The organism is Pantoea sp. AG702 (assembly GCF_003182295.1).
Lineage (GTDB): Bacteria > Pseudomonadota > Gammaproteobacteria > Enterobacterales > Enterobacteriaceae > Pantoea > Pantoea ananatis.
This window is the reverse complement of sequence record NZ_QGTU01000001.1, coordinates 156,423-176,428: the sequence shown is the minus strand read 5'-3', so window position 1 is coordinate 176,428 and position 20,006 is coordinate 156,423. Positions and strand designations below refer to the sequence as shown.

The window sequence follows — 20,006 nt, the reverse complement described above, 5'->3', positions numbered from 1 at the left end:
AAATGCCGCTTCCGGCCTGTCGAACGATTACGGAAGCGGCAATTTGCAGGTTATCCTGCCAGCTGATGTACCACTACCCACATCGGACCCTGTCCAACGGCGTAACGGCCCACCGGCTTCAGTAAGCCCTGTGGCTGAGTGATATTGTAGACTTCGATGTGGTGTGACTTCTGCCCCGCCGCCACCAGGAACTGGCCCGCGTGATCGATATTGAATCCGCGCGGCTGCGTTTCGGTCGGCTGAAACCCTTCAACTGTCAGCACGGCACCGTCTTCGCTGACGCTAAAGACCGTTAAGGTGCTGCTGGTGCGATCGCAGGCGTACAGGAAACGTCCGTCTGGCGTCAGATGAATATCGGCAGCCCAGCGGGTACCGGTAAAATCAGGCGGCATCATATCCAGCGTCTGTACCGACTCAACCTTGCCCTGCGCATTGTTCAGCGCCCAGACCTCGACCGTGCTGTTCAGCTCATTGACGCTGTAGGCGTACTGTCCGTTGGCATGAAACGCCATGTGGCGAGGCCCGGCGCCTTCCGACGTGGTAACCTGCTCCTGCGAATGCGGGGTTAACTGACCGTCTGCGCCAAGGGTAAACAGGCAAATGCGATCCTGCTTCAGGGCAGGCACGTACAGCGTCCGATCGGCATTGTCGATATTGGCGGAGTGGCATCCCGCCAGGCCGTTAATGACCTGGCTCGGTGCCTGTGGCACGCCGTCATCCCCTATTGGGCTGATACTGACGCACGCATCGTTGTAAGAGCCGCAAAACAGGAAACGGCCGGCATGATCGGTGGAAATATGGGTCGGGCTGCCCGGCAGAGGCGCCTGTCCGGCTTCGGTCAAGGTGCCGTCTGAGGCGATGCGAAACGCCAGTACACGGAAGTCGGGGCGCACGCCTACATACAAGAAATCTTTTTTTGGACTCACCACCATAGGCTGAACCTGACCGGCGACGTCCGTAACCTGCAGGAGCGTCAAGGTGCCATCTTCATTCAACTGCCAGACATGGATTTGTTGACTCTCGGGACTGGCGGTGTAGACAACCTGCTTCATGTATTCTCCTTTTTCGCTGACTCATGTTGTTCTGAGGGTCACTGTAGCGCGTTTTTTTCTGTCTCGCTGGAATGATTTGTGCCCTGATTTTTGTTTCTGTACCACGGTCAGGTGTAGACTTACTGTTCTGCTAACCCATCCCGATGAGAGGATTAATGAGCTATCGTGTAATCGCCCTCGACCTTGACGGCACGCTGTTAACCCCGACGAAAACCATTCTGCCCCAATCCGTGGAAGCGATTACTCAAGCGCGTCAGGCTGGCGTCAAGGTGATTATCGTGACCGGCCGTCATCACTGCGCTATCCATCCTTTCTACCAGACGTTAGCCCTGGATACGCCTGCAATCTGCTGTAATGGTACCTATTTGTATGACTATCCGGCCAAAAAAGTGCTGGCCGCTGACCCGCTGGACGTCGGCAGCGCGGTGCGCGTCATTGAGATGCTGGACGAACATCAGATTCACGGCCTGCTGTATGTAGACGATGCAATGCTGTATCAAACGCCAACCGGCCATGTGATTCGCACACTGAAGTGGAGTGAGTCGCTTCCGCCGCACCAGCGTCCTGTGTTTAAGCAGGTGGACAGCCTGGCGCAGGCGGCCAGAGAGGCCGGGTCGATCTGGAAGTTTGCCCTGTCTCATGAGAACACCACCGAACTGCAGCAGTTTGCGCAGCGCGCGGAAACCGAACTCGGGCTGGCCTGTGAATGGTCATGGCACGATCAGGTCGATGTAGCCCGCGGCGGCAACAGCAAAGGCAAGCGCCTGGCGCAGTGGGTAGAATCCGTGGGGCTGAGCCTGCAGGACGTCATTGCCTTTGGTGACAACTATAACGACCTGAGCATGCTGGAAACGGTGGGGCTGGGCGTGGCAATGGGGAATGCGGATGACGTGATTAAATCCCGGGCAAAAATGGTCACTGGCACCAACCTGGAAACCAGTATCGCCGACACGCTTTACCAGTACGTCCTGTAATCCTGCCCAACCCGGCAAGGCACACGCCTGCCGGGTTCAGGCCGTCACCGACACGCTTTTAATCTGGACATACAGCCACTGTGACGGCCGGATATTGAGCTCGTCGCGCGCCCAGGGCGAGATGCGCGCCCACAGTTCGCTTACGCCAATGCGCAACCTGACCTCAACCTGATCGCCCACCTCAATGAGTTCGACGACCTGCGCAGGCAGGATATTGCGGATAGAGCTGTGCTGAGCCGGTTGCAGCGTCAGGGAGACGTCCGCCGAGGCAATACGGATCCGCAATGCCGATTTAACGGGCAAATTCACCCGACTGACCCAAATATGTTGATCGCCCAGAGACAGCGCCGACATAGGATAATCAGGATGGTGCTCCAGCACCTGCACACGCAGCACGCTGGTCAGATCGCTGGCGGGCAGCCATGGCCGCATTGCGCTGCTGCTCCAGACGCGCTCCAGCGGGCCAAAGGCTTTAACCTTACCCTGATCCAGCACCAGCACGTTATCCGCCAGCTGCAGAATCTCCTCCAGGCTATGGGAGACGTACAACACGGGAATATCAACCTGCTTCGCCAGCTTCTGCAGATAAGGCATCAGCTCACGCTTGCGCGGTAAATCCAGCGACGCCAGCGGCTCATCCATTAACAGAATATCGGGCGCACTGAGCAGGGCGCGGCCAATAGCAACACGCTGCTTTTCTCCGCCCGACAGCGACAGCGGAAAACGATCCAGCAGCGGCTCAAGGCCCAGTAACGCCACCAGCGAATCAAACTGGCCCTTCATGCTGGCCGAGAGGCCGTAACGTAAATTCCCCCGAACCCGGTAGTGCGGAAACAGCCGTGCGTCCTGGAAAACGTAGCCGATGCGGCGCTTTTCAGGCGGCAAGGCGATCTGCTGATCGGCATCAAACAGTATTCGCTCATTCAGCTGAATCCGTCCGCGCTGAGGTTGGGTTAAGCCGCCAATGGCGTTAATCAGTGAGGTTTTGCCCGCGCCCGACACGCCGAATATCGCGGTGATACCGCTGGCGGGGATCGTCACATCAACCTCAAGCTGATGCTCGCCCAGGCGTTGAGCCATGTTCAGCGTCAGCATGAAGCACCCATCCGTTTACGCCCCCACTGCGCCAGCCATTCAGACGCCAGTAAGGAAGCCAGTGCCAGAACGATCGCGATAACGCACAGACGTGCGGCGGCCCCTTCCGCCCCGGGCGTTTCAATCAACGTATACATCGCCAGAGGAATGGTGCGGGTTTCGCCGGGAATGTTGGAAACGAAGGTAATAGTGGCACCGAACTCGCCAAGGGAACGGGCAAAGGCCAGTACGGTGCCGACAATAATACCGGGCAGCGTTAACGGCAGCGTAATGGTAAAAAAGACCCGCCAGCGTCCGGCACCTAAGGTGCGCGCAGCCTGCTCCAGCCGGCTATCCACCGCCTCCAGCGCCAGACGAATGGCCCGCACCATCAGGGGAAAGGCGATAACCGCAGAGGCCAGCGCCGCGCCGCGCCAGCTAAAGGCGAAGCTGAAGCCAAACCATTCATACAGTTTTTCACCGATGATGCCGCGCCGGCCCAGGCCAATCAGCAACAGGTAACCCACCACCACCGGCGGCAGTACCAGAGGCAAGTGGATCACACTGTCGAGGATGGCTTTACCGGGGAAGCGGCAACGTACCAGCACCCATGCCATCAGGATACCGAATGGCAGACTGCACAGTACGGCAATGCCTGACACCTGCAGGCTGAGCAGGACCGCCTGCCATTCAACATCACTGAGTATCATTTTTTAGGCGAGAATCCGTATTGTTTGAACACTGCGGCCGCTTCAGGCCCTTTCAGGTAGTTATAGAAAGCCTTAACGGCAGCGTTGTCGCGATCGTTAACGATTGCGACAGGATATTCGACCGGCTTGTGGCTGTCTTCCGGAAAGGTGCCCACCACCTGAACTTTTTTACTGGCTACAGCATCTGAGCCGTACACAATGCCATAAGGCGTTTCATTACGTTCCACCAGCGCCAGGGCGGCGCGCACATTACTGGCACGCGCGAGCGCCGGGGAAACAGAAGACCAGGCACCCAGCTTTTGCAGCGCTTCTTTAGCATAGATGCCCGCCGGCACATGATCGGGATCGCCCACGGCCAGACGTTCGCCCTTCAACAGGCTTTTCCAGTTGGTTTTATCGTTGATCGTCACCGGTTTGGCGCTGTCGCTGCGCGGTGCAATCAGCACCAGGTCATTGCCCAACAACGTATAGCGGGTGCTGTCGATCATACTTTTTTTAGCAACGGCATCGTCCATCCACTGTTGATCGGCTGAGATAAACAGATCGGCAGGTGCGCCCTGCTCAATCTGACGCGCCAGTACCGAGGACGACGCAAAGGATGAGACAACGTCAGTGCCGTGCGTTTTTTTGTACTGTGCTGCAATCTCTTCCAGCGCGTTAGTGAGTGACGCCGCCGCAAACACGGTGACCTTATCGGCCGCCAGCGCCTGGCCTGCCAGTGAAACGCTCATTACCAGCGCAATGCTCAGACGACGAAAGGGTAAACGCATGATTTTTCTCCAGTGATCGTTATATATTGAATAATACAACGCATTATCTGACAGCGGCGTCAAATTAGCAAAAAAGTAAAAAGAGGCGTTCAGGGCGAGGACAACGTCCGCACTGAGGCGGACGTTGTGTGGGGATTAGTTCTGTGAGCGGGCGTTGTTGTTGTCGCGGCGACCCGTTTTAGAGATGAGGTTAAACACTTCACCCAGGCCGTAGATCAGGCCTAACATAATCGCCATTACCACAGGTACCATGATCACTGCCACGGCGAGGCTTTTGATGAGTTCCAGCATGAAGAGTCCCACTTTGCGTTTAAAAAAAGAGATTGTAACGGCTTAGTAAAACTTTGCGCAGACCTTTTCGTGCTTTTACTTTGAGGCTGAAAGCTCGTTATCATCTGCCTGATTACGCGATTCATTCTTTGCAGGAGCCACCATGCAAGCCGAACTCACCCTTCACATCCGCCTGCAGCAAAAGCTGTTTGCCGATCCACGCCGCATTGAACTGTTAAAGCGCGTGCAGCAAACCGGTTCGATTAGCCAGGGCGCGAAGCTGGCGGGCATCAGTTACAAAAGCGCCTGGGATGCCATCAACGAGATGAACCAGCTGGCTGAACAGGAAATGGTGACGCGGGCAACCGGTGGCAAAGGCGGCGGTGGCGCGCAGTTAACCCGCTATGGCGAACGTCTGGTACAGCTGTTCGGCCTGATGGAAAAGATTCAACAGCACGCCTTTGATGCTCTGCAACAGGACTCGCTGCCGCTGGACAGCCTGCTGGCCGCTATCGCCCGCTCTTCATTGCAAACCAGCGCACGTAATCAACTGTTCGGCACCGTGGTGGATAACGACGCGCAGCATATCCAGCAGCACCTGACCATTCTGCTCTCGGATGGCGTAACCCGGCTCAACGTCGCCCTGACCACGCGCAGCGCAGAACGCCTGCATCTCAAGGCCGGCAAAGAGGTGCTGGTTCTGATTAAAGCCCCGTGGATCAGCCTTCATACGCATGCAACCGGGGCGGATAATCAGCTGGCCGCCACCATAAGCGCTATCGAAACCGGTGAGCAGGTCAGTGAAGTCCTGATGCGCCTGCCGGGCGGTGAAACGCTGTGTGCCACGCTGGAAAACGCGGAAATTGCGCGTCGGCAGTGGCAACCGGGTCACGCCGTGATCGCCAGCTTTAGCGCCAGCCACGCCATCGTCGCCGCTTTGCGTTGATTTATCATTCGGGTTTGACTTCGTTCGAAGCAGTGGCTACAACAACGGTTAACGCTGCAAAAAATGGAACGAATCATGGCTTCATTGCATATTTCGCAAGGCATATTTCATCTTAATGATGCGCGAGTGTTGTCGCTGACCGATGTACACCTACAGCCCGGCGAGCGCTGGGCGTTTGTCGGAGCCAACGGCAGTGGTAAATCCTCACTGGCGCGCGCCCTCTCGGGGGAACTGGCACCGCTGTCAGGTCAGGTAACCTGTGATTTTCAACGTCCCAGCCGCCTGTCGCTGGAGCAGTTGCAGAAGCTGGTCGCCGATGAGTGGCAACGGAATAACACCGACCTGCTGAGCGAAGGTGAGGATGATACCGGCCGCACAACGGCTGAAATCATTCAGGATGAGGTTAAAGACAGGGTGCGCTGCGAGCAGCTGGCCACGCAGTTTGGTATCACCGGCCTGCTTAACCGCCGTTTTAAATACCTCTCTACCGGTGAAACGCGCAAAACATTACTGTGCCAGGCGCTGATGAAGCAGCCCGACCTGCTGATTCTGGATGAGCCTTTCGACGGCCTGGATGTCGAATCGCGCGCGAATCTGACCGCCACGCTGCACCAGTTGCCGCAGGCGGATTTTACCCTGGTGCTGGTGCTGAACCGCTTTGATGATATTCCGGACTACGTTGACCGGGTCGGCGTACTGGCAGAATGCAGCCTGACGCATGTCGGACCCCGTGAGGAGATTCTGGCGCAGGCGCTGGTGGCCCAGCTGGCGCGCAGTGAGCAACTGGCAGGTATGGCGCTGCCGGAAGCCGACGTCCCGGATGCGCTACCGCCGCTGGCAGATGACGCGCCACGAGTGCTTCTGCGTAACGGCATCGTATCCTATAACGACCAGCGTATTATCGACGGCCTCGACTGGCAGGTTAATACCGGGGAGCACTGGCATATTCTCGGGCCAAACGGCGCGGGCAAATCCACATTACTCAGCCTGGTCACGGGCGACCATCCCCAGGGCTACAGCAACGATTTAACCCTGTTTGGCCGGCGCCGTGGCAGCGGCGAAACCATCTGGGATATCAAACAGCATATTGGCTATGTCAGCAGCAGCCTGCATCTTGATTACCGCGTAAGCGTCAACGTCCGGACCGTGATCCTGTCCGGCTTTTTTGACTCGATTGGTCTTTATCAGGCCGTCTCCGATCGCCAAATGACGCTGGCGCGTCAGTGGCTGGCGCTGCTGGGCATGGATAGCAGAATGGGAGATATGCCCTTTCACGGTTTATCCTGGGGCCAGCAACGGCTGGTGTTGATCGCCCGGGCGCTGGTTAAGCATCCTACGCTGTTGATACTGGATGAACCCTTGCAGGGGCTTGATCCACTCAACCGCCAGCTGGTAAGACGTTTCATCGATATTTTGATTGGTGAAGACCGTACTCAACTGCTGTTCGTTTCACATCATGCTGAGGACGCGCCCCAGTGTATTACCCATCGTCTGCATTTTGTGGCCCAGCCTGACGGCGGCTATCGCTACCAACAGGACAGGATTTGAGTGCCCTGACGCCGTGCCAGCGGCGTTGTTGACCACCAGATGTAAACGCTACCATTTAAACCTGTTTTTTAGCGATGCGATGTGCGGATCTGCCTTTAAATAAGAATATTCAGCTTGTGTAAACGATACCACTTATCCAGACTGGATCACGTTTTTGACTCACCCGATGTGCTATTTTTTCTTGATGACTTTTTAATTTTGACGCTTACCAGGATGCAACATGGAAAAATTTAACCCGGCCGATCATCCTCATCGCCGTTACAATCCCCTGACCGATCAGTGGATTTTGGTTTCTCCTCATCGTGCCAAACGTCCCTGGCAGGGGGCTCAGGAAACGCCCGCAGTGAATACGCTGCCGTCACACGATCCTGACTGTTTCCTGTGCGCAGGCAACACGCGCATCACGGGCGATGTGAATCCTGATTATCAAGGCACCTACGTTTTTACGAATGATTTTGCCGCGTTAATGACGGATACGCCCGACGCGCCAGAAAGCGATGACATGTTGATGCGTTGCGAAAGCGCGCGTGGTACCAGCCGCGTCATCTGCTTTTCGCCCGACCACAGTAAAACCCTGCCCGAAATGTCACTGAGCGCCTTACAGGACGTCGTCCGCACCTGGCAAGAACAGACGGCTGAACTGGGTCAGCACTATCCCTGGGTGCAGGTCTTTGAGAACAAGGGCGCCGCGATGGGCTGCTCTAATCCTCATCCCCATGGACAAGTGTGGGCCAACAGCTTTCTGCCTAATGAAGCCCAGCGCGAAGACGATCTGCAGCGCCGCTACTTTGCCCAAAAGGGTTCGCCGATGCTGGTGGATTACCTTGCGCGTGAACAGCAGGATGGCAGCCGCACCGTTGTTGAAACCGAACACTGGCTGGCCGTGGTGCCCTGGTGGGCGGCGTGGCCGTTTGAAACCCTGCTGCTGCCCAAAACCCATGTTAAGCGCCTGACCGATTTGACCGATGCGCAGCGTGACGATCTCGCTTGTGCCATCAAGCGCCTGACCAGCCGTTACGACAACCTGTTTCAGTGCTCTTTCCCCTACTCCATGGGCTGGCACGGCGCGCCGTTCAACGGTGAAGACAATGAACACTGGCAGCTGCACGCCCACTTTTATCCGCCGCTGCTGCGTTCCGCAACGGTGCGCAAATTTATGGTCGGCTACGAGATGCTGGCTGAAACCCAACGCGATTTAACCGCAGAACAGGCAGCCGAACGCCTGCGTTCCGTGAGCGATATTCATTTCCGTGAGGCACAACAATGAGCTTAAAAACCATCACGCAGCAGGTGTTTACTGAGACCTTTGGCTATGCGCCAACCCACGCGATTCAGGCCCCAGGCCGCGTTAATTTGATTGGCGAACATACCGATTACAACGACGGTTTCGTGCTGCCTTGCGCTATTGATTATCAAACGGTTATCGCCTGTGCAAAACGCGACGACCGCCAGGTACGCGTGGTTGCCGTGGATTACGATCAGGCGCAGGACATCTTTTCACTGGATGCCCCGATTACCAGCGTAAAAGAACCCATGTGGGCGAACTATGTGCGCGGCGTCGTCAAGCACCTTCAGCAACGCGTACCGGATTTTGGCGGCGTCGATATGGTGATTAGCGGCAACGTGCCTCAGGGCGCGGGCCTTAGCTCTTCCGCCTCGCTGGAAGTGGCGGTCGGAACGGTTTTCCAGCAGCTGTTTAACCTGGCACTGGACGGCGCCGCCATCGCGGTCAACGGTCAGGAAGCAGAAAACCAGTTCGTGGGCTGTAACTGCGGCATTATGGATCAGCTGATTTCCGCGCTGGGCCAGAAAGATCATGCCATGCTGCTGGACTGCCGGACGCTGGGCACGACACCGGTTTCGATGCCGGACGATATTGCCGTGGTCATCATCAATTCCAACTTCCGTCGCAGCCTGGTGGGAAGCGAATACAACGTTCGCCGTGAGCAGTGTGAAACCGGCGCAAGCTTCTTTAACAAAAAGGCGCTGCGGGATGTCGACCTGGCCGAGTTCAACGCGGCTGAGTCTCAGTTAGATCCGCAGGTTGCCAAACGCGTACGTCACGTCATCACTGAAAACGCCCGTACGCTGGAGGCCGCCGAGGCGCTGTCTCGCGGCGATTTAGCCCGCATGGGCGAACTGATGGCGGAATCTCACGCCTCAATGCGTGATGACTTCGAAATTACCGTGCCGCCGGTGGATACCCTGGTCGAGATTGTTAAAGCCGAGATCGGCGATCGTGGCGGTGTTCGCATGACCGGCGGTGGCTTCGGTGGCTGTATTGTCGCTCTGATGCCGCTTGATCTGGTGGATCGGGTTCAGGCCGCCGTCGCCAGCCAGTATGAAGCCAAAACGGGCATCAAGGAGACCTTCTACGTGTGCAAAGCATCGGAAGGAGCGGGCCAATGCTAAACGATGTGAACTCCCATGCGCCGGACGGTCAGCCGTGGCGCATCACCGTATTACGTAATGCCAATGGCATGATTGCCACCTTTATGGACTGGGGCGCAACCTGGCTGTCGGCGCGGGTCCCACTGCAGGACGGTCACGTGCGTGAAGCCCTGCTGGGCTGTGCAACCCCTTCCGACTATCTGCATCAGGATGCCTATCTGGGTGCCACGGTAGGCCGTTATGCGAACCGTATTGCCGGCGCGAAACTGAATAAAATCAGCCGCCCGTTGAGCGCCAATCAGGGCGAACATCAGTTACACGGCGGCCCAGAAGGGTTTGATAAACGCCGCTGGCAAATTGTCAGTCAGTCAGAAACGGAAGTACATTATCGTCTTGATTCGCCCGATGGCGATCAGGGCTACCCGGGCAACCTTATTGCTGATTTACGCTATGTGCTGGATGACGATAACTGCCTGTCCATTCACTATCAGGCGCAGTGCGACCAGCCCTGCCCGGTCGGTCTCACCAACCATGCTTACTTTAATCTTGATGCGCATCATGGTGATGCGCGCCAGCATCGGTTACAACTGCACGCCGATCGTTACCTGCCCGTGGATAGCGAGGGGATTCCCAACGGCCCACTGAAGGCCGTGGACGGCACCAGCTTCGATTTCCGTCAGGCCAAACGCATTGAGCAGGATTTTCTTGCCGATGACGATCAGAAGGCAGTTAAAGGCTATGACCATGCTTTCCTGCTGAACAGTGCAGGCGATAGCAGCCAGCCTGCCGCTGAACTCTGGTCAGAGGACGGCAAGCTCCAGTTGAGCGTGACCACGTCAGCGCCCGCGTTACAGTTCTACAGCGGTAACTATCTGGCCGGCACGCGCGCCCGGGAGCAGGAAAGCTATACTGCTTTTCAGGGGATCGCGCTGGAGAGTGAATTTTTACCGGATTCGCCTAATCATCCCGAGTGGCCACAGGATGATTGCTGGCTGCAACCGGGAGATCGTTGGGAATCCGTCACGCGCTATCGCTTTACACCACGCTGAGCCACCGTGTGAAAAACGCGCAGTGCGTCACAGACAGACTTACGCAGTGCGCCGTTTTCCGCTATGGTAGAACGCAATTGGTCAGCCAACGGGCTGGCGACAGCAGGTTTCCATTATCTCAGAAACATCAAGTATTAAGGAGTTAAGCTATGGCTGTAACTAAGCTGGTTCTGGTGCGACACGGCGAAAGCCAGTGGAACAACGAAAACCGCTTCACCGGATGGTATGATGTAGACCTTTCTGACAAGGGCCGTACCGAAGCTAAAGCAGCCGGACAGCTGCTGAAGAAAGAAGGTTTCGTGTTTGATTTCGCCTACACCTCTGTGCTGAAACGCGCCATTCACACCCTGTGGAATGTGCTGGATGAGCTGGATCAGGCCTGGCTGCCCGTTGAGAAATCCTGGCGTCTGAACGAACGTCACTATGGCGCGCTGCAGGGCCTGGACAAAGCTGAAACCGCCGCAAAATACGGCGACGAGCAGGTTAAACAGTGGCGTCGTGGCTTCGCGGTGACTCCGCCAGAGTTGGACCGCAGCGATGAGCGTTTTCCTGGACACGACCCGCGTTATGCTTCACTGAAGCCTGAGCAGCTGCCCACCACCGAAAGCCTGGCGCTGACCATCGAACGCGTGATCCCTTACTGGAACGAATCCATTCTGCCACGTATCAAAAGTGGTGAGAAAGTGATCGTGGCGGCCCACGGTAACTCACTGCGTGCGCTGGTGAAATACCTGGACAACATGAGCGAAGAAGAGATTCTTGAACTGAATATCCCGACCGGCGTTCCGCTGGTGTACGAGTTCGATGAAAACTTCAAACCGATCAAACATTACTACCTGGGTGATGCTGACGAGATCGCAGCGAAAGCCGCGGCCGTTGCCAATCAGGGTAAAGCGAAGTAATTTTGCTTCCGTGCAAAAAGGGCCAGACAATGTCTGGCCCTTTTTTATTGCGCCCTGCTTACCTGCGACGCTTTATAACCGCATCGGCCAGCTGACGCAGCACCTTTTCGGTATCGGCCCAGCCAATACAGGCATCCGTGACGCTCTTGCCATAGACCAGCGGCTCGCCGCTTTCCAGGCTCTGATTCCCTTCAACCAGATGGCTTTCAATCATCACGCCGATAATACCGCGCTCACCGTTGATCATCTGCTGTGCCACATCGTCCGCCACCTGCATCTGCTTCTGAAACTGCTTGCTGCTGTTAGCATGGCTAAAGTCGATCATTACCTGCTGAGCCAACCCGGCTTTTTCCAGACCGGCTTTCACCGCGCTGACATGACTGGCGCTGTAGTTCGGCTCTTTACCGCCGCGCAGGATGATGTGGCAGTCGCCGTTACCGCGGGTTTCCACAATCGCGGAGTGACCGTATTTGGTCACCGACAGGAAACAGTGCGGTGAACCGGCTGCGTTGATGGCATCAATCGCCACTTTAATGGTGCCGTCCGTACCGTTTTTAAACCCTACCGGGCAGGAAAGGCCGGAAGCCAGCTCGCGGTGAACCTGTGACTCGGTGGTACGGGCACCGATGGCACCCCAGCTCATCAAATCCGCCACGTACTGCGGCGTAATCATATCCAGGAATTCGCCAGCGGCAGGCAGGCCGGAATCGTTGATCTCCAGCAGCAGCTTACGCGCCAGGCGCAGGCCGTCGTTTAGCTGAAAGGAGCCATCCATGTAAGGGTCGTTGATCAGCCCTTTCCAGCCAACGGTGGTACGCGGTTTTTCAAAATAAACGCGCATGACCACTTCCAGCTCGCCTTTAAGCTGCTCACGCAGGGTTAACAGGCGCGCCGCGTACTCTTGTGCGGCTTCCGTATCGTGAATTGAGCAGGGCCCAATGACCACCAGCAGGCGATCGTCCTGGCCGGTCAGAATCTGGTGAATGGCCTGGCGAGCCTGAGACACGGTCTGCGCTGCACGTTCGGTGGCAGGAAATTTCTCCAGTAAGGCTACGGGGGGCAGGAGCTCTTTGATCTCTTTGATGCGTAAGTCATCGTTCTGGTAATTCATACTCATTCCATATAATTTCTGGCCCGGCGCCCGCCGGACACAACCCAGCCAATGTAGCCCGAAGCGCACAGGGTGTAAATTCCTGATGAGCGCATAATGTATGCGTGAAATTTGCATAAATGGGTTATGCGTCTAGACTTTTAAAGGTAATCACTGAGGAACGGTGGCTTACTTTTATTAACACCTGTCTTTAAGCTAACCAGCGAAATTTTATTTCGCTCAGGGCGCTTTTTCTCTGAACCTTATCTGGCAGCGGTTAGAGACAGCAAATATCATTTATTAACGGGAGCATAATGATGAATAAGTTTGCAATAATTTTTCTGACGGCAGCAATGACTCTGGGCAGTGGCGCAGCAATGGCTGCCAACGGAAACTCTAACCAGGCCGCAGCAGCAGGCGCAGTCGCCGGCGGCGCGAATGAGAATCTGCCACCGAACAAAGTGGATAACAGCAAAATTAATAACACCGGCACTGAGATGTCTTCTCCAACCCGAGACAGCACCTCCAGCAGCAAACACATGACTGCCGATGAAATTGACAAGAACACGCAGTGTAAAGATGGCAAATGCCCTGACATGAATAAAAAAGTGCATACCAAAAAAGGTGGCGGTCACGTTAATACCAAAACTGACGGCACCACGCAGTAATCACTGACTGTTGAGCTGATAAGGAGAGCCTGGCTCTCCTTTATTTTATCCCGCCGCAACTTCCGCTATGCTGAGCCTGTTAACTTGACAGGGAAATGTTCATGGCCTCACTGCTTCTGATAGACGATCATCCACTGGTTGAAGTAGCACTCGAAGCTGCATTGGCTAAATCCCCCATTCCTCTTCAACTTTATTCCGCCTGCAGCGAACAGTCTGCCCGCGCTTTTCTCTCGCTTCCGCCCGATATCATCGTGCTGGACATCGGCTTGCCCGATGGTGATGGGCTGGAGATCCTGCGTCGCCTGAAGATCCATTTACCCGACTGCCCGGTGCTGATTTATTCTGCCCAGCAAACTAGCCACTACGTCAGGCGCGCTCAGGCCCTGGGCGCGGCAGGCTATGTGGTGAAGAGCCAACGCATGGAGCAGTTACTCAGCGCGATTCTGGCGGTACTCGGTGGACACGTCGCCTTCCCCGACTGTCCTGACGAGCCGGAACTGCCGTTGACCAGTAAAGAGCGCCAGATACTGGCTTTGCTGGCCAGTGGCTTATCCAATCTGCAAATTGCCGAGCGGCTGCATATCAGTAACAAAACCGTCAGCACTCACAAAAAGAATATTCTGGAAAAAACCGGCACCCGCTCCGTCGTTGAGCTGGCTGATTTATGGAAAGCACAGCAGTGAGACGCTGGCTGCTCCTGTTCCTGCTGATGTTTACCACGCTAGCGCAGGCCGATGTGCGCCCGGTCAGCAGCATCAGTCTGCCCATGATGATGCCGGTCAAAGGCGCCGAGCTGATGCAGGGCAAAGTCTTGCGGGTCGGCCTGCTGGAGGAGAATAATGCGCCCTGGACAATGCGGGTGGGTAACGATCTCTACGGCATCGATGCCGATTACCTGGCCGCGCTGCACCAGTTAACCGGGGCGCAGTTCACGCTCAGTCTTTATGCCACTCAGGCTGACTTATTAGGCGCACTAACGGACGGCCGGATAGATTTTGCTTTGGGAATGATTGCCCCGCCCCTGCCAGCCAATACGGTCGCCAGCGACAGCTGGTTTAGCAGTCCGTTGCGTATTTATCGCAATCAGCAGAACCAGCGTGCCGTGATGTTCAATAGTCATAATGCTCAGTTGGCTATCAGTCATCTCACGCTGGCCCAGCTGCCCCCGGCCCTGGCGGCCCGTCATCAGTGGCGAACCTACGGCAGCGATCTTCAGGCGCTCTATACGTTGTTGAATCAGCAGAACGATTACGTTGTGGCGGATGAAACCAGCGCGGGTTTTCTGTTGAGTCAGTTGCAACAGGGACAAATCTACCAAATCGCTTCCGGCATCGATGCCGGTCAGCTCAACCTGCGCGCCGTGGCGCGCGATCCGGCGCTTATCGCGTGGCTGAACGAGAGTCTGCGCCAGCTTCCCGCCGAGCTGATGAGTACCCTGCAGGCGCGCTGGAGCAGCAGTCTTCCCCGCTATCAGGACACGCAGACGCTGATGCTTAGCGCCAGCGAGCGCGAGTGGATAACGGCCCACCCGGTTGTGGCCTACGCCGCTGAAGCGGATAACTATCCCTGGAGTTACCGTGACAGCAACGGCACCGCGCGGGGCTACGGTATTGATCTGCTCAACGCGGTGGCCCAAAGCACAGGATTACGTTTTACCCCGCGCTGGGTCAGTAACCCTCAGGAGGCCGCCAGTCTGATCGCTCAGCACCAGGTGATGTTACAGCTGATGCAACCGCTTAACGGCGAAACGCAAAGTACCAGCCTGCCGGTCTGGCGCGCGCTGTGGGGCATTTATATCCGCCAGCCAGCTGACTGGTCGCACTGGAGCGATCTGGCAGGCAAGCGCATCGGAATTCTGCAGAATGACCTGGCGCAACGCCTTATTCCTGAGAACGCGCAGGTTCAACGCTACAGCGACCGAAACAGCCTGTACGATGCGCTGGCAACCGGGCAGATTGATGCCTTAGTGGATAACGTGTTGTCCGCGCGCTGGCGGATTGCCAGCCGCAACGATCCGCAGATTCATCTGGCTTTTGCCGCCAGCGATATTGCGTGGCCCATCGCGGTGGGCATCGCGCCCGATCGGCCCGAGCTGCGTTCCCTTCTGGATCGCGCATTGCAACAGATCCCCGCCGATACGCAAAACCAGATGCGCGATCGCTGGTCGATGCCACCGCAACCTGGCAGCGTTGCGGCGATGCGTGTCCTGCCGGTGGCCGTATTGTTGACGGGCGGCGTCGCCATCGTGATTTTGCTGGTGCTGCTTGCCCGGCGTTACTGGCAACAGCGACGTGACCGTCAACAGCGTGAGCAGGCCGAACGCGCCAACGCGATGAAAAGCCAGTTTTTAGCGACGGTCAGTCACGAACTGCGCACGCCCATGCAGGCGATACTGGGCTTGCTGGAGCTGGAAAAACAGCAGCGTTCCAGTGACAACCTGCAACTGCTGCACCGCAGCGCGCAGTCACTGATGACGCTGCTTAACGATCTGCAGGATCATGCGCGAATTGAAAACAACAGTTTTGCCCTGTCGCCCCGTCCGCTGGCGCTAGCCCCCTGGCTGGCGCAGCAGCGCCATTTCTACCACCCGTTGATGCGCCCGGAGGGGCCGCGGCTGCAGGTTGAAGCCCTGACCCCGCTGCCTGACGCGATTATGATGGATGCCGATCGCCTGCAGCAGGTCGTGAATAATCTCATCACCAACGCGTTTAAATTTACCCGGCAGGGCCTGATTCGCCTGACGCTGTCGGCCACGGACAGGTTGCAGTTAACCGTGAGCGACAACGGCAGCGGCATCCCGGCAGAGGAGCAGCGTAAACTGTTCGATCCCTGGTACCAGGCACCGTCGGGAAAAGCCGTATCGGTCCAGGGCAGCGGACTGGGGTTGTTTATCTGTCGGGAGATGGTGCAGCGGATGGGCGGCGATATTGCACTCCATTCCGTACCCGGCAAAGGCACGGATGTCACGATCGTGCTGCCACTGATCCCCTGTGATCCCGTTCCTGACAGCGACCCGACGGCCCTGCCGGGCTTTCCGGGGCTGCGCGTGGCGGTGGTTGACGATCATCCCACCAACCTGATCGTAATGGAGCAGCAGCTTGCCCGCTTTGCTGTTCAGGCTGACTGTTTTGAGCATGGCCGCGATCTGCTGCTGGCCGATGCGCGCTGCCCTTACGACCTGCTGTTTATCGATCAGATGATGCCGCGTCCTGATGGCACGCTGCTGCTGCGCCTGTTACGCCGTCGGCAACGACAGCGTGGCGGCAGGCAGCGACGGGTGCTGTGTTCCGCCGACGCGCAGTTACTTAACGTGCAGCTGGCTGCGAACGAGCGCGTGCTGATTAAACCAGTTCAGCTTCAGGATATCGGCGAGATACTGGCAGACTTCCGCGACGATCCGCTCGCGTCAGTGGAGGACAATCTGTGGCAGCTGGCACAGCAAAACGAGAAATTTCTTAACCGACTGGGTAAAACATTACGTGATACCCTGGAGAAAGATCGGGCACAGCTGTATGCCGCGCACCAGGCCGGTGACGCGACGCAGCTGGCCGAGTCAGCACACCGTATGAAAGGAAGCTGGCTGTTGATTGGCATTGAAGAAGGGGCAAGGCTCTGTCAGCAGCTGTCTGACAAGGCGAAGCACCAGCAGGACAGCTCAGCAGAATGGCAATTGCTGATATCATTGACCGACAGGTTATTACTCAAACTGGATACTTATGGCACACACCCACTCTCATAGCGGTCAGGACACCAACCGTAAGCGCCTGATGGCGGCCTTTGCCGTGACGGCGCTCTTTATGGTCGCGGAAGTGATTGGCGGCTGGATTTCAGGCTCACTGGCCCTGCTGGCGGATGCAGGTCATATGCTGACCGACGCCGCCGCGCTGCTGATGGCATTACTGGCCGTACAGTTTGCCAAACGTAAACCCAACGATCGTCATACCTTTGGTTTGCTGCGGCTTACCACGCTGGCCGCCTTTGTTAACGCTATTGCCCTGATCCTGATTACCTTCCTGATTGTCTGGGAAGCCATTGAACGCTTCTCCCATCCGCAGCCCATCACCGGCGGCCTGATGCTGGGCATTGCTATTGGCGGGCTGCTGGCGAATATTCTCTCATTCTGGCTGCTGCACCACGGCAGTGAAGAGAAGAACCTCAACGTGCGGGCGGCCGCCTTGCATGTGATGGGCGACCTGCTGGGTTCGGTAGGTGCCATCGTCGCGGCGGTCATCATTCTGTTGACGAACTGGACGCCTGCTGACCCTATTTTGTCGATTCTGGTGTCACTGCTGATACTGCGTAACGCCTGGGCGCTGCTGCGGGAGAGTTTTCATGAGCTACTGGAAGGCGCGCCTGATTCGCTGGATGTGACTAAGCTCAGACGCGATCTGAAGCGTAATATTGCAGAGGTGCGCGATGTTCATCATGTGCATGTCTGGCAGGTGGGCGAGAAGCCGATTTTAACGCTGCATGTTCAGGTGATCCCGCCGCGCGATCACGATGGTTTACTGCGCCGCATTCACACCTATCTGCACGACCATTATCAAATTGAACACGCGACGGTGCAGATGGAGTTTCAGCCCTGTGTGGGACCGGACTGCGCGCTTAACACGCCGGTGATTGAGGGTGCTCACCACCATCACGAGCACGGTGAGCACGCACATCATCACTGAGCAGACAGCGCACGAGAACCCTGTTTTCGTGCGCTGATTATCCACATCCTTGAGCCATTGAGCGCAATCAACGTCAAAATAGCGTACTCCAGCGCCATCGCGTAAACCCCCTGACGGGCAAATATCATCACGCTGATGACGTTGATAATCACCCAAAGCAGCCAGTTCTCGACGTACTTACGCGTCATCAGCACCATGGCCACAATCGACAGCACCATCAGGCAGGCGTCCCAGAAGGGAAACGCATCCGGCTGCAGCGTGGGCATCGCCACGGCAAAGCCCGCCGCATTCATGAGGCTCACCGCCATTTGAGTGAGAAAGGCAAAGACCGGATCGATATACACCGTCATAAACGCAATCGCGATCACGCAGCCAACCGCCCAGCCAATGGCTTTTGCGCGCGGTAACCAGCGTATAGTTAACTCGGCCTGATGATCAGACGTTTGCCGACTCCAGGCGTACCAGCCATAAACGTTAGCCGCAAAAAAGAACAGCTGTAACAGCAGGCTGGCATAAAGCTGAATTTGAAAAAAGATCACCGCAAACAACGTGACGTTTAGCAGACCAAACGCATAGTTGACGATCTTTTCCAGACTGGCGAGCCAGATACACAGCAGGCCCGCCAGTGTCCCAATGGCTTCAATCCATGACAGATCGTAGCCCGTGGCCCCCAGGGGGATGTGTACTAAAATATTTTGTGTGCTAAAAAAATCCATATCAGCCACCTGTCAAAGACGCGCGTTACGCGTTTCCTTTCACGTTATGTTTGAGATTTGCAGCAAAGGATAGCATACGGTTCAGCGGTACCAGTGCGGCTTCACGCAGCGCCGCATCCACGTGAATTTCATGTGCCTGCCCACCTGACTCCAGCGCCTCGGCAATGGCTTGCAGTCCGTTCATGGCCATCCAGGGGCAGTGCGCACAGCTTCGGCAGGTCGCACCTTCGCCTGCCGTCGGCGCTTCCAGCAATATTTTGTCGGGCACCGCCTGCTGCATCTTGTAAAAGATACCGCGATCGGTCGCCACGATCATCTGCGGATGCGGCAGGCTTTTGGCAGCCTGAATCAGCTGGCTGGTCGAGCCTACCGCATCGGCCAGATCCACAATCGCCTGGGGCGATTCGGGATGAACCAGCACCGCCGCATCCGGATAAAGCGCCTTCATCCGCTGCAGTGCCTGGGTTTTGAACTCATCATGGACGATGCAGGCGCCCTGCCAGCACAACACATCGGCCCCGCTTTTTTGACTGACGTAGCGCCCCAGATGCCGATCGGGTGCCCAGATAATCTTCTCACCCAGGCTATCCAGATGCTCGATTAATTCCACCGCGATACTGGAGGTGACCACCCAGTCGGCGCGCGCTTTCACCGCCGCCGAGGTATTCGCGTAAACCACGACTGTACGATCGGGATGGGCATCGCAAAAGGCGTTAAATTCCTCAATCGGACAGCCAAGATCCAGCGAGCATTCGGCTTCAAGCGTGGGCATCAGGACGGTTTTTTCCGGGCTGAGGATTTTGGCCGTTTCCCCCATAAACCGGACGCCGGCCACCAGCAGCGTACCGGCCGCATGCTGGCTGCCGAAGCGCGCCATTTCGAGCGAGTCAGAGACGCAGCCACCGGTTTCTTCCGCCAGGGCCTGAATCTCAGGATCGGTGTAGTAATGCGCCACCATCACGGCATTGCGAGCCTTAAGCAGCGCTTTAATTTTTTCCCGATAAAAGGTTTTTTGCTCGTCGTTCAGCCGGGCAGGCTTCGGCGGAAAAGGATAAACAGCATTTTCTGGATCAAAGATTGCGCTCATGACACCGCTCTCGTTCTGTAAAATTAACGAAAATCGCCAGTTATGGCTTAACAGGACGTAAATATTGCCATCGTGTTTTATATGCT

General features: G+C 56.6%; 19 protein-coding genes. 11 read left to right on the top strand and 8 right to left on the bottom strand.

The genetic code is table 11. The annotated features are described in order from the left end of the window. Window positions 1-50: 50 nt before the first annotated feature. Window positions 51-1,052 carry a 6-phosphogluconolactonase gene (pgl, locus tag DFO57_RS00880; protein ID WP_014606275.1) on the bottom strand — a complete coding sequence of 334 codons (1,002 nt, stop codon included), beginning with the start codon at window positions 1,050-1,052 and terminating at the stop codon, window positions 51-53. A gap of 155 nt (window positions 1,053-1,207) precedes the next feature. Here pgl and DFO57_RS00875 point away from each other — a divergent pair, with 155 nt between their 5' ends. Next, on the top strand, window positions 1,208-2,026 hold the full coding sequence (locus DFO57_RS00875; protein ID WP_014606276.1) for a pyridoxal phosphatase: 819 nt from the start codon (window positions 1,208-1,210) through the stop codon (window positions 2,024-2,026). Window positions 2,027-2,062: 36 nt separating this feature from the next. Here the strand turns inward: DFO57_RS00875 and modC are convergent, their stop codons facing one another. From modC to DFO57_RS00855, 4 genes are all read right to left on the bottom strand, one after another. Next, window positions 2,063-3,121, bottom strand: a complete 1,059-nt coding sequence (gene modC, locus DFO57_RS00870; RefSeq protein WP_064373427.1) for a molybdenum ABC transporter ATP-binding protein ModC — start codon at window positions 3,119-3,121, stop codon at window positions 2,063-2,065. Then, complete coding sequence (modB, locus tag DFO57_RS00865) at window positions 3,115-3,810, bottom strand: molybdate ABC transporter permease subunit (protein WP_015700722.1); 696 nt, start codon at window positions 3,808-3,810, stop codon at window positions 3,115-3,117. The genes modC and modB overlap by 7 nt, the downstream gene beginning before the upstream one ends. Then, entirely contained in the window at window positions 3,807-4,580 is a 774-nt protein-coding gene (gene modA / locus DFO57_RS00860) for a molybdate ABC transporter substrate-binding protein (RefSeq protein ID WP_026021032.1), read from the bottom strand. Before modA ends, modB begins: the two co-directional genes overlap by 4 nt. Before the next feature lie 135 nt (window positions 4,581-4,715). After that, a complete protein-coding gene (locus tag DFO57_RS00855; RefSeq protein WP_014606279.1) occupies window positions 4,716-4,871 on the bottom strand; it encodes an AcrZ family multidrug efflux pump-associated protein in 156 nt (51 codons plus the stop codon). A 142-nt stretch (window positions 4,872-5,013) separates the two neighbouring features. Here DFO57_RS00855 and modE point away from each other — a divergent pair, with 142 nt between their 5' ends. From modE to gpmA, 6 genes are all read left to right on the top strand, one after another. Then, the gene (gene modE / locus DFO57_RS00850) at window positions 5,014-5,796 is read left to right on the top strand and encodes a molybdenum-dependent transcriptional regulator (protein WP_072137890.1); all 783 of its coding nucleotides are present in this window, start codon (window positions 5,014-5,016) and stop codon (window positions 5,794-5,796) included. A 75-nt stretch (window positions 5,797-5,871) separates the two neighbouring features. Next, window positions 5,872-7,344: a molybdate ABC transporter ATP-binding protein ModF gene (gene modF / locus DFO57_RS00845; protein ID WP_110014982.1), complete on the top strand. Its 1,473-nt coding sequence runs from the start codon at window positions 5,872-5,874 to the stop codon at window positions 7,342-7,344. Between the two features lie 220 nt (window positions 7,345-7,564). After that, entirely contained in the window at window positions 7,565-8,611 is a 1,047-nt protein-coding gene (gene galT / locus DFO57_RS00840; protein ID WP_015700725.1) for a galactose-1-phosphate uridylyltransferase, read from the top strand. Then, window positions 8,608-9,756: a galactokinase gene (gene galK, locus DFO57_RS00835; protein ID WP_110014981.1), complete on the top strand. Its 1,149-nt coding sequence runs from the start codon at window positions 8,608-8,610 to the stop codon at window positions 9,754-9,756. Before galT ends, galK begins: the two co-directional genes overlap by 4 nt. Then, window positions 9,750-10,784 (top strand): galactose-1-epimerase, encoded by a 1,035-nt coding sequence (gene galM / locus DFO57_RS00830; protein WP_015700727.1) that lies wholly within the window; start codon window positions 9,750-9,752, stop codon window positions 10,782-10,784. Before galK ends, galM begins: the two co-directional genes overlap by 7 nt. Before the next feature lie 149 nt (window positions 10,785-10,933). After that, the gene (gene gpmA, locus DFO57_RS00825; protein ID WP_013025088.1) at window positions 10,934-11,686 is read left to right on the top strand and encodes a 2,3-diphosphoglycerate-dependent phosphoglycerate mutase; all 753 of its coding nucleotides are present in this window, start codon (window positions 10,934-10,936) and stop codon (window positions 11,684-11,686) included. Between the two features lie 58 nt (window positions 11,687-11,744). On the opposite strand, the gene aroG is transcribed toward gpmA, so the two are convergent. Further along, window positions 11,745-12,797, bottom strand: coding sequence for a 3-deoxy-7-phosphoheptulonate synthase AroG (aroG, locus tag DFO57_RS00820; RefSeq protein WP_041455979.1), 1,053 nt, complete (start codon window positions 12,795-12,797; stop codon window positions 11,745-11,747). A gap of 293 nt (window positions 12,798-13,090) precedes the next feature. On the opposite strand from aroG, the gene DFO57_RS00815 reads away from it, so the two are divergent. The 4 genes from DFO57_RS00815 to zitB all read left to right on the top strand — a co-directional run bounded on the left by DFO57_RS00815 (window position 13,091) and on the right by zitB (window position 18,117). Beyond that, complete coding sequence (locus DFO57_RS00815; RefSeq protein ID WP_013025086.1) at window positions 13,091-13,444, top strand: YbgS-like family protein; 354 nt, start codon at window positions 13,091-13,093, stop codon at window positions 13,442-13,444. Window positions 13,445-13,545: 101 nt separating this feature from the next. Further along, window positions 13,546-14,127, top strand: coding sequence for a response regulator transcription factor (locus tag DFO57_RS00810; RefSeq protein ID WP_015700728.1), 582 nt, complete (start codon window positions 13,546-13,548; stop codon window positions 14,125-14,127). Then, entirely contained in the window at window positions 14,109-17,183 is a 3,075-nt protein-coding gene (locus DFO57_RS00805) for a transporter substrate-binding domain-containing protein (RefSeq protein WP_110014980.1), read from the top strand. The genes DFO57_RS00810 and DFO57_RS00805 overlap by 19 nt, the downstream gene beginning before the upstream one ends. Further along, window positions 17,161-18,117 carry a CDF family zinc transporter ZitB gene (zitB, locus tag DFO57_RS00800; protein ID WP_013025083.1) on the top strand — a complete coding sequence of 319 codons (957 nt, stop codon included), beginning with the start codon at window positions 17,161-17,163 and terminating at the stop codon, window positions 18,115-18,117. The genes DFO57_RS00805 and zitB overlap by 23 nt, the downstream gene beginning before the upstream one ends. Here zitB and pnuC read toward each other — a convergent pair. Together pnuC and nadA are read right to left on the bottom strand one after the other, a co-directional pair. Beyond that, window positions 18,111-18,833 carry a nicotinamide riboside transporter PnuC gene (gene pnuC / locus DFO57_RS00795; protein WP_014593205.1) on the bottom strand — a complete coding sequence of 241 codons (723 nt, stop codon included), beginning with the start codon at window positions 18,831-18,833 and terminating at the stop codon, window positions 18,111-18,113. The genes zitB and pnuC overlap by 7 nt on opposite strands. 25 nt (window positions 18,834-18,858) lie before the next feature. After that, on the bottom strand, window positions 18,859-19,920 hold the full coding sequence (gene nadA / locus DFO57_RS00790) for a quinolinate synthase NadA (RefSeq protein WP_014593204.1): 1,062 nt from the start codon (window positions 19,918-19,920) through the stop codon (window positions 18,859-18,861). Window positions 19,921-20,006: the final 86 nt, after the last annotated feature.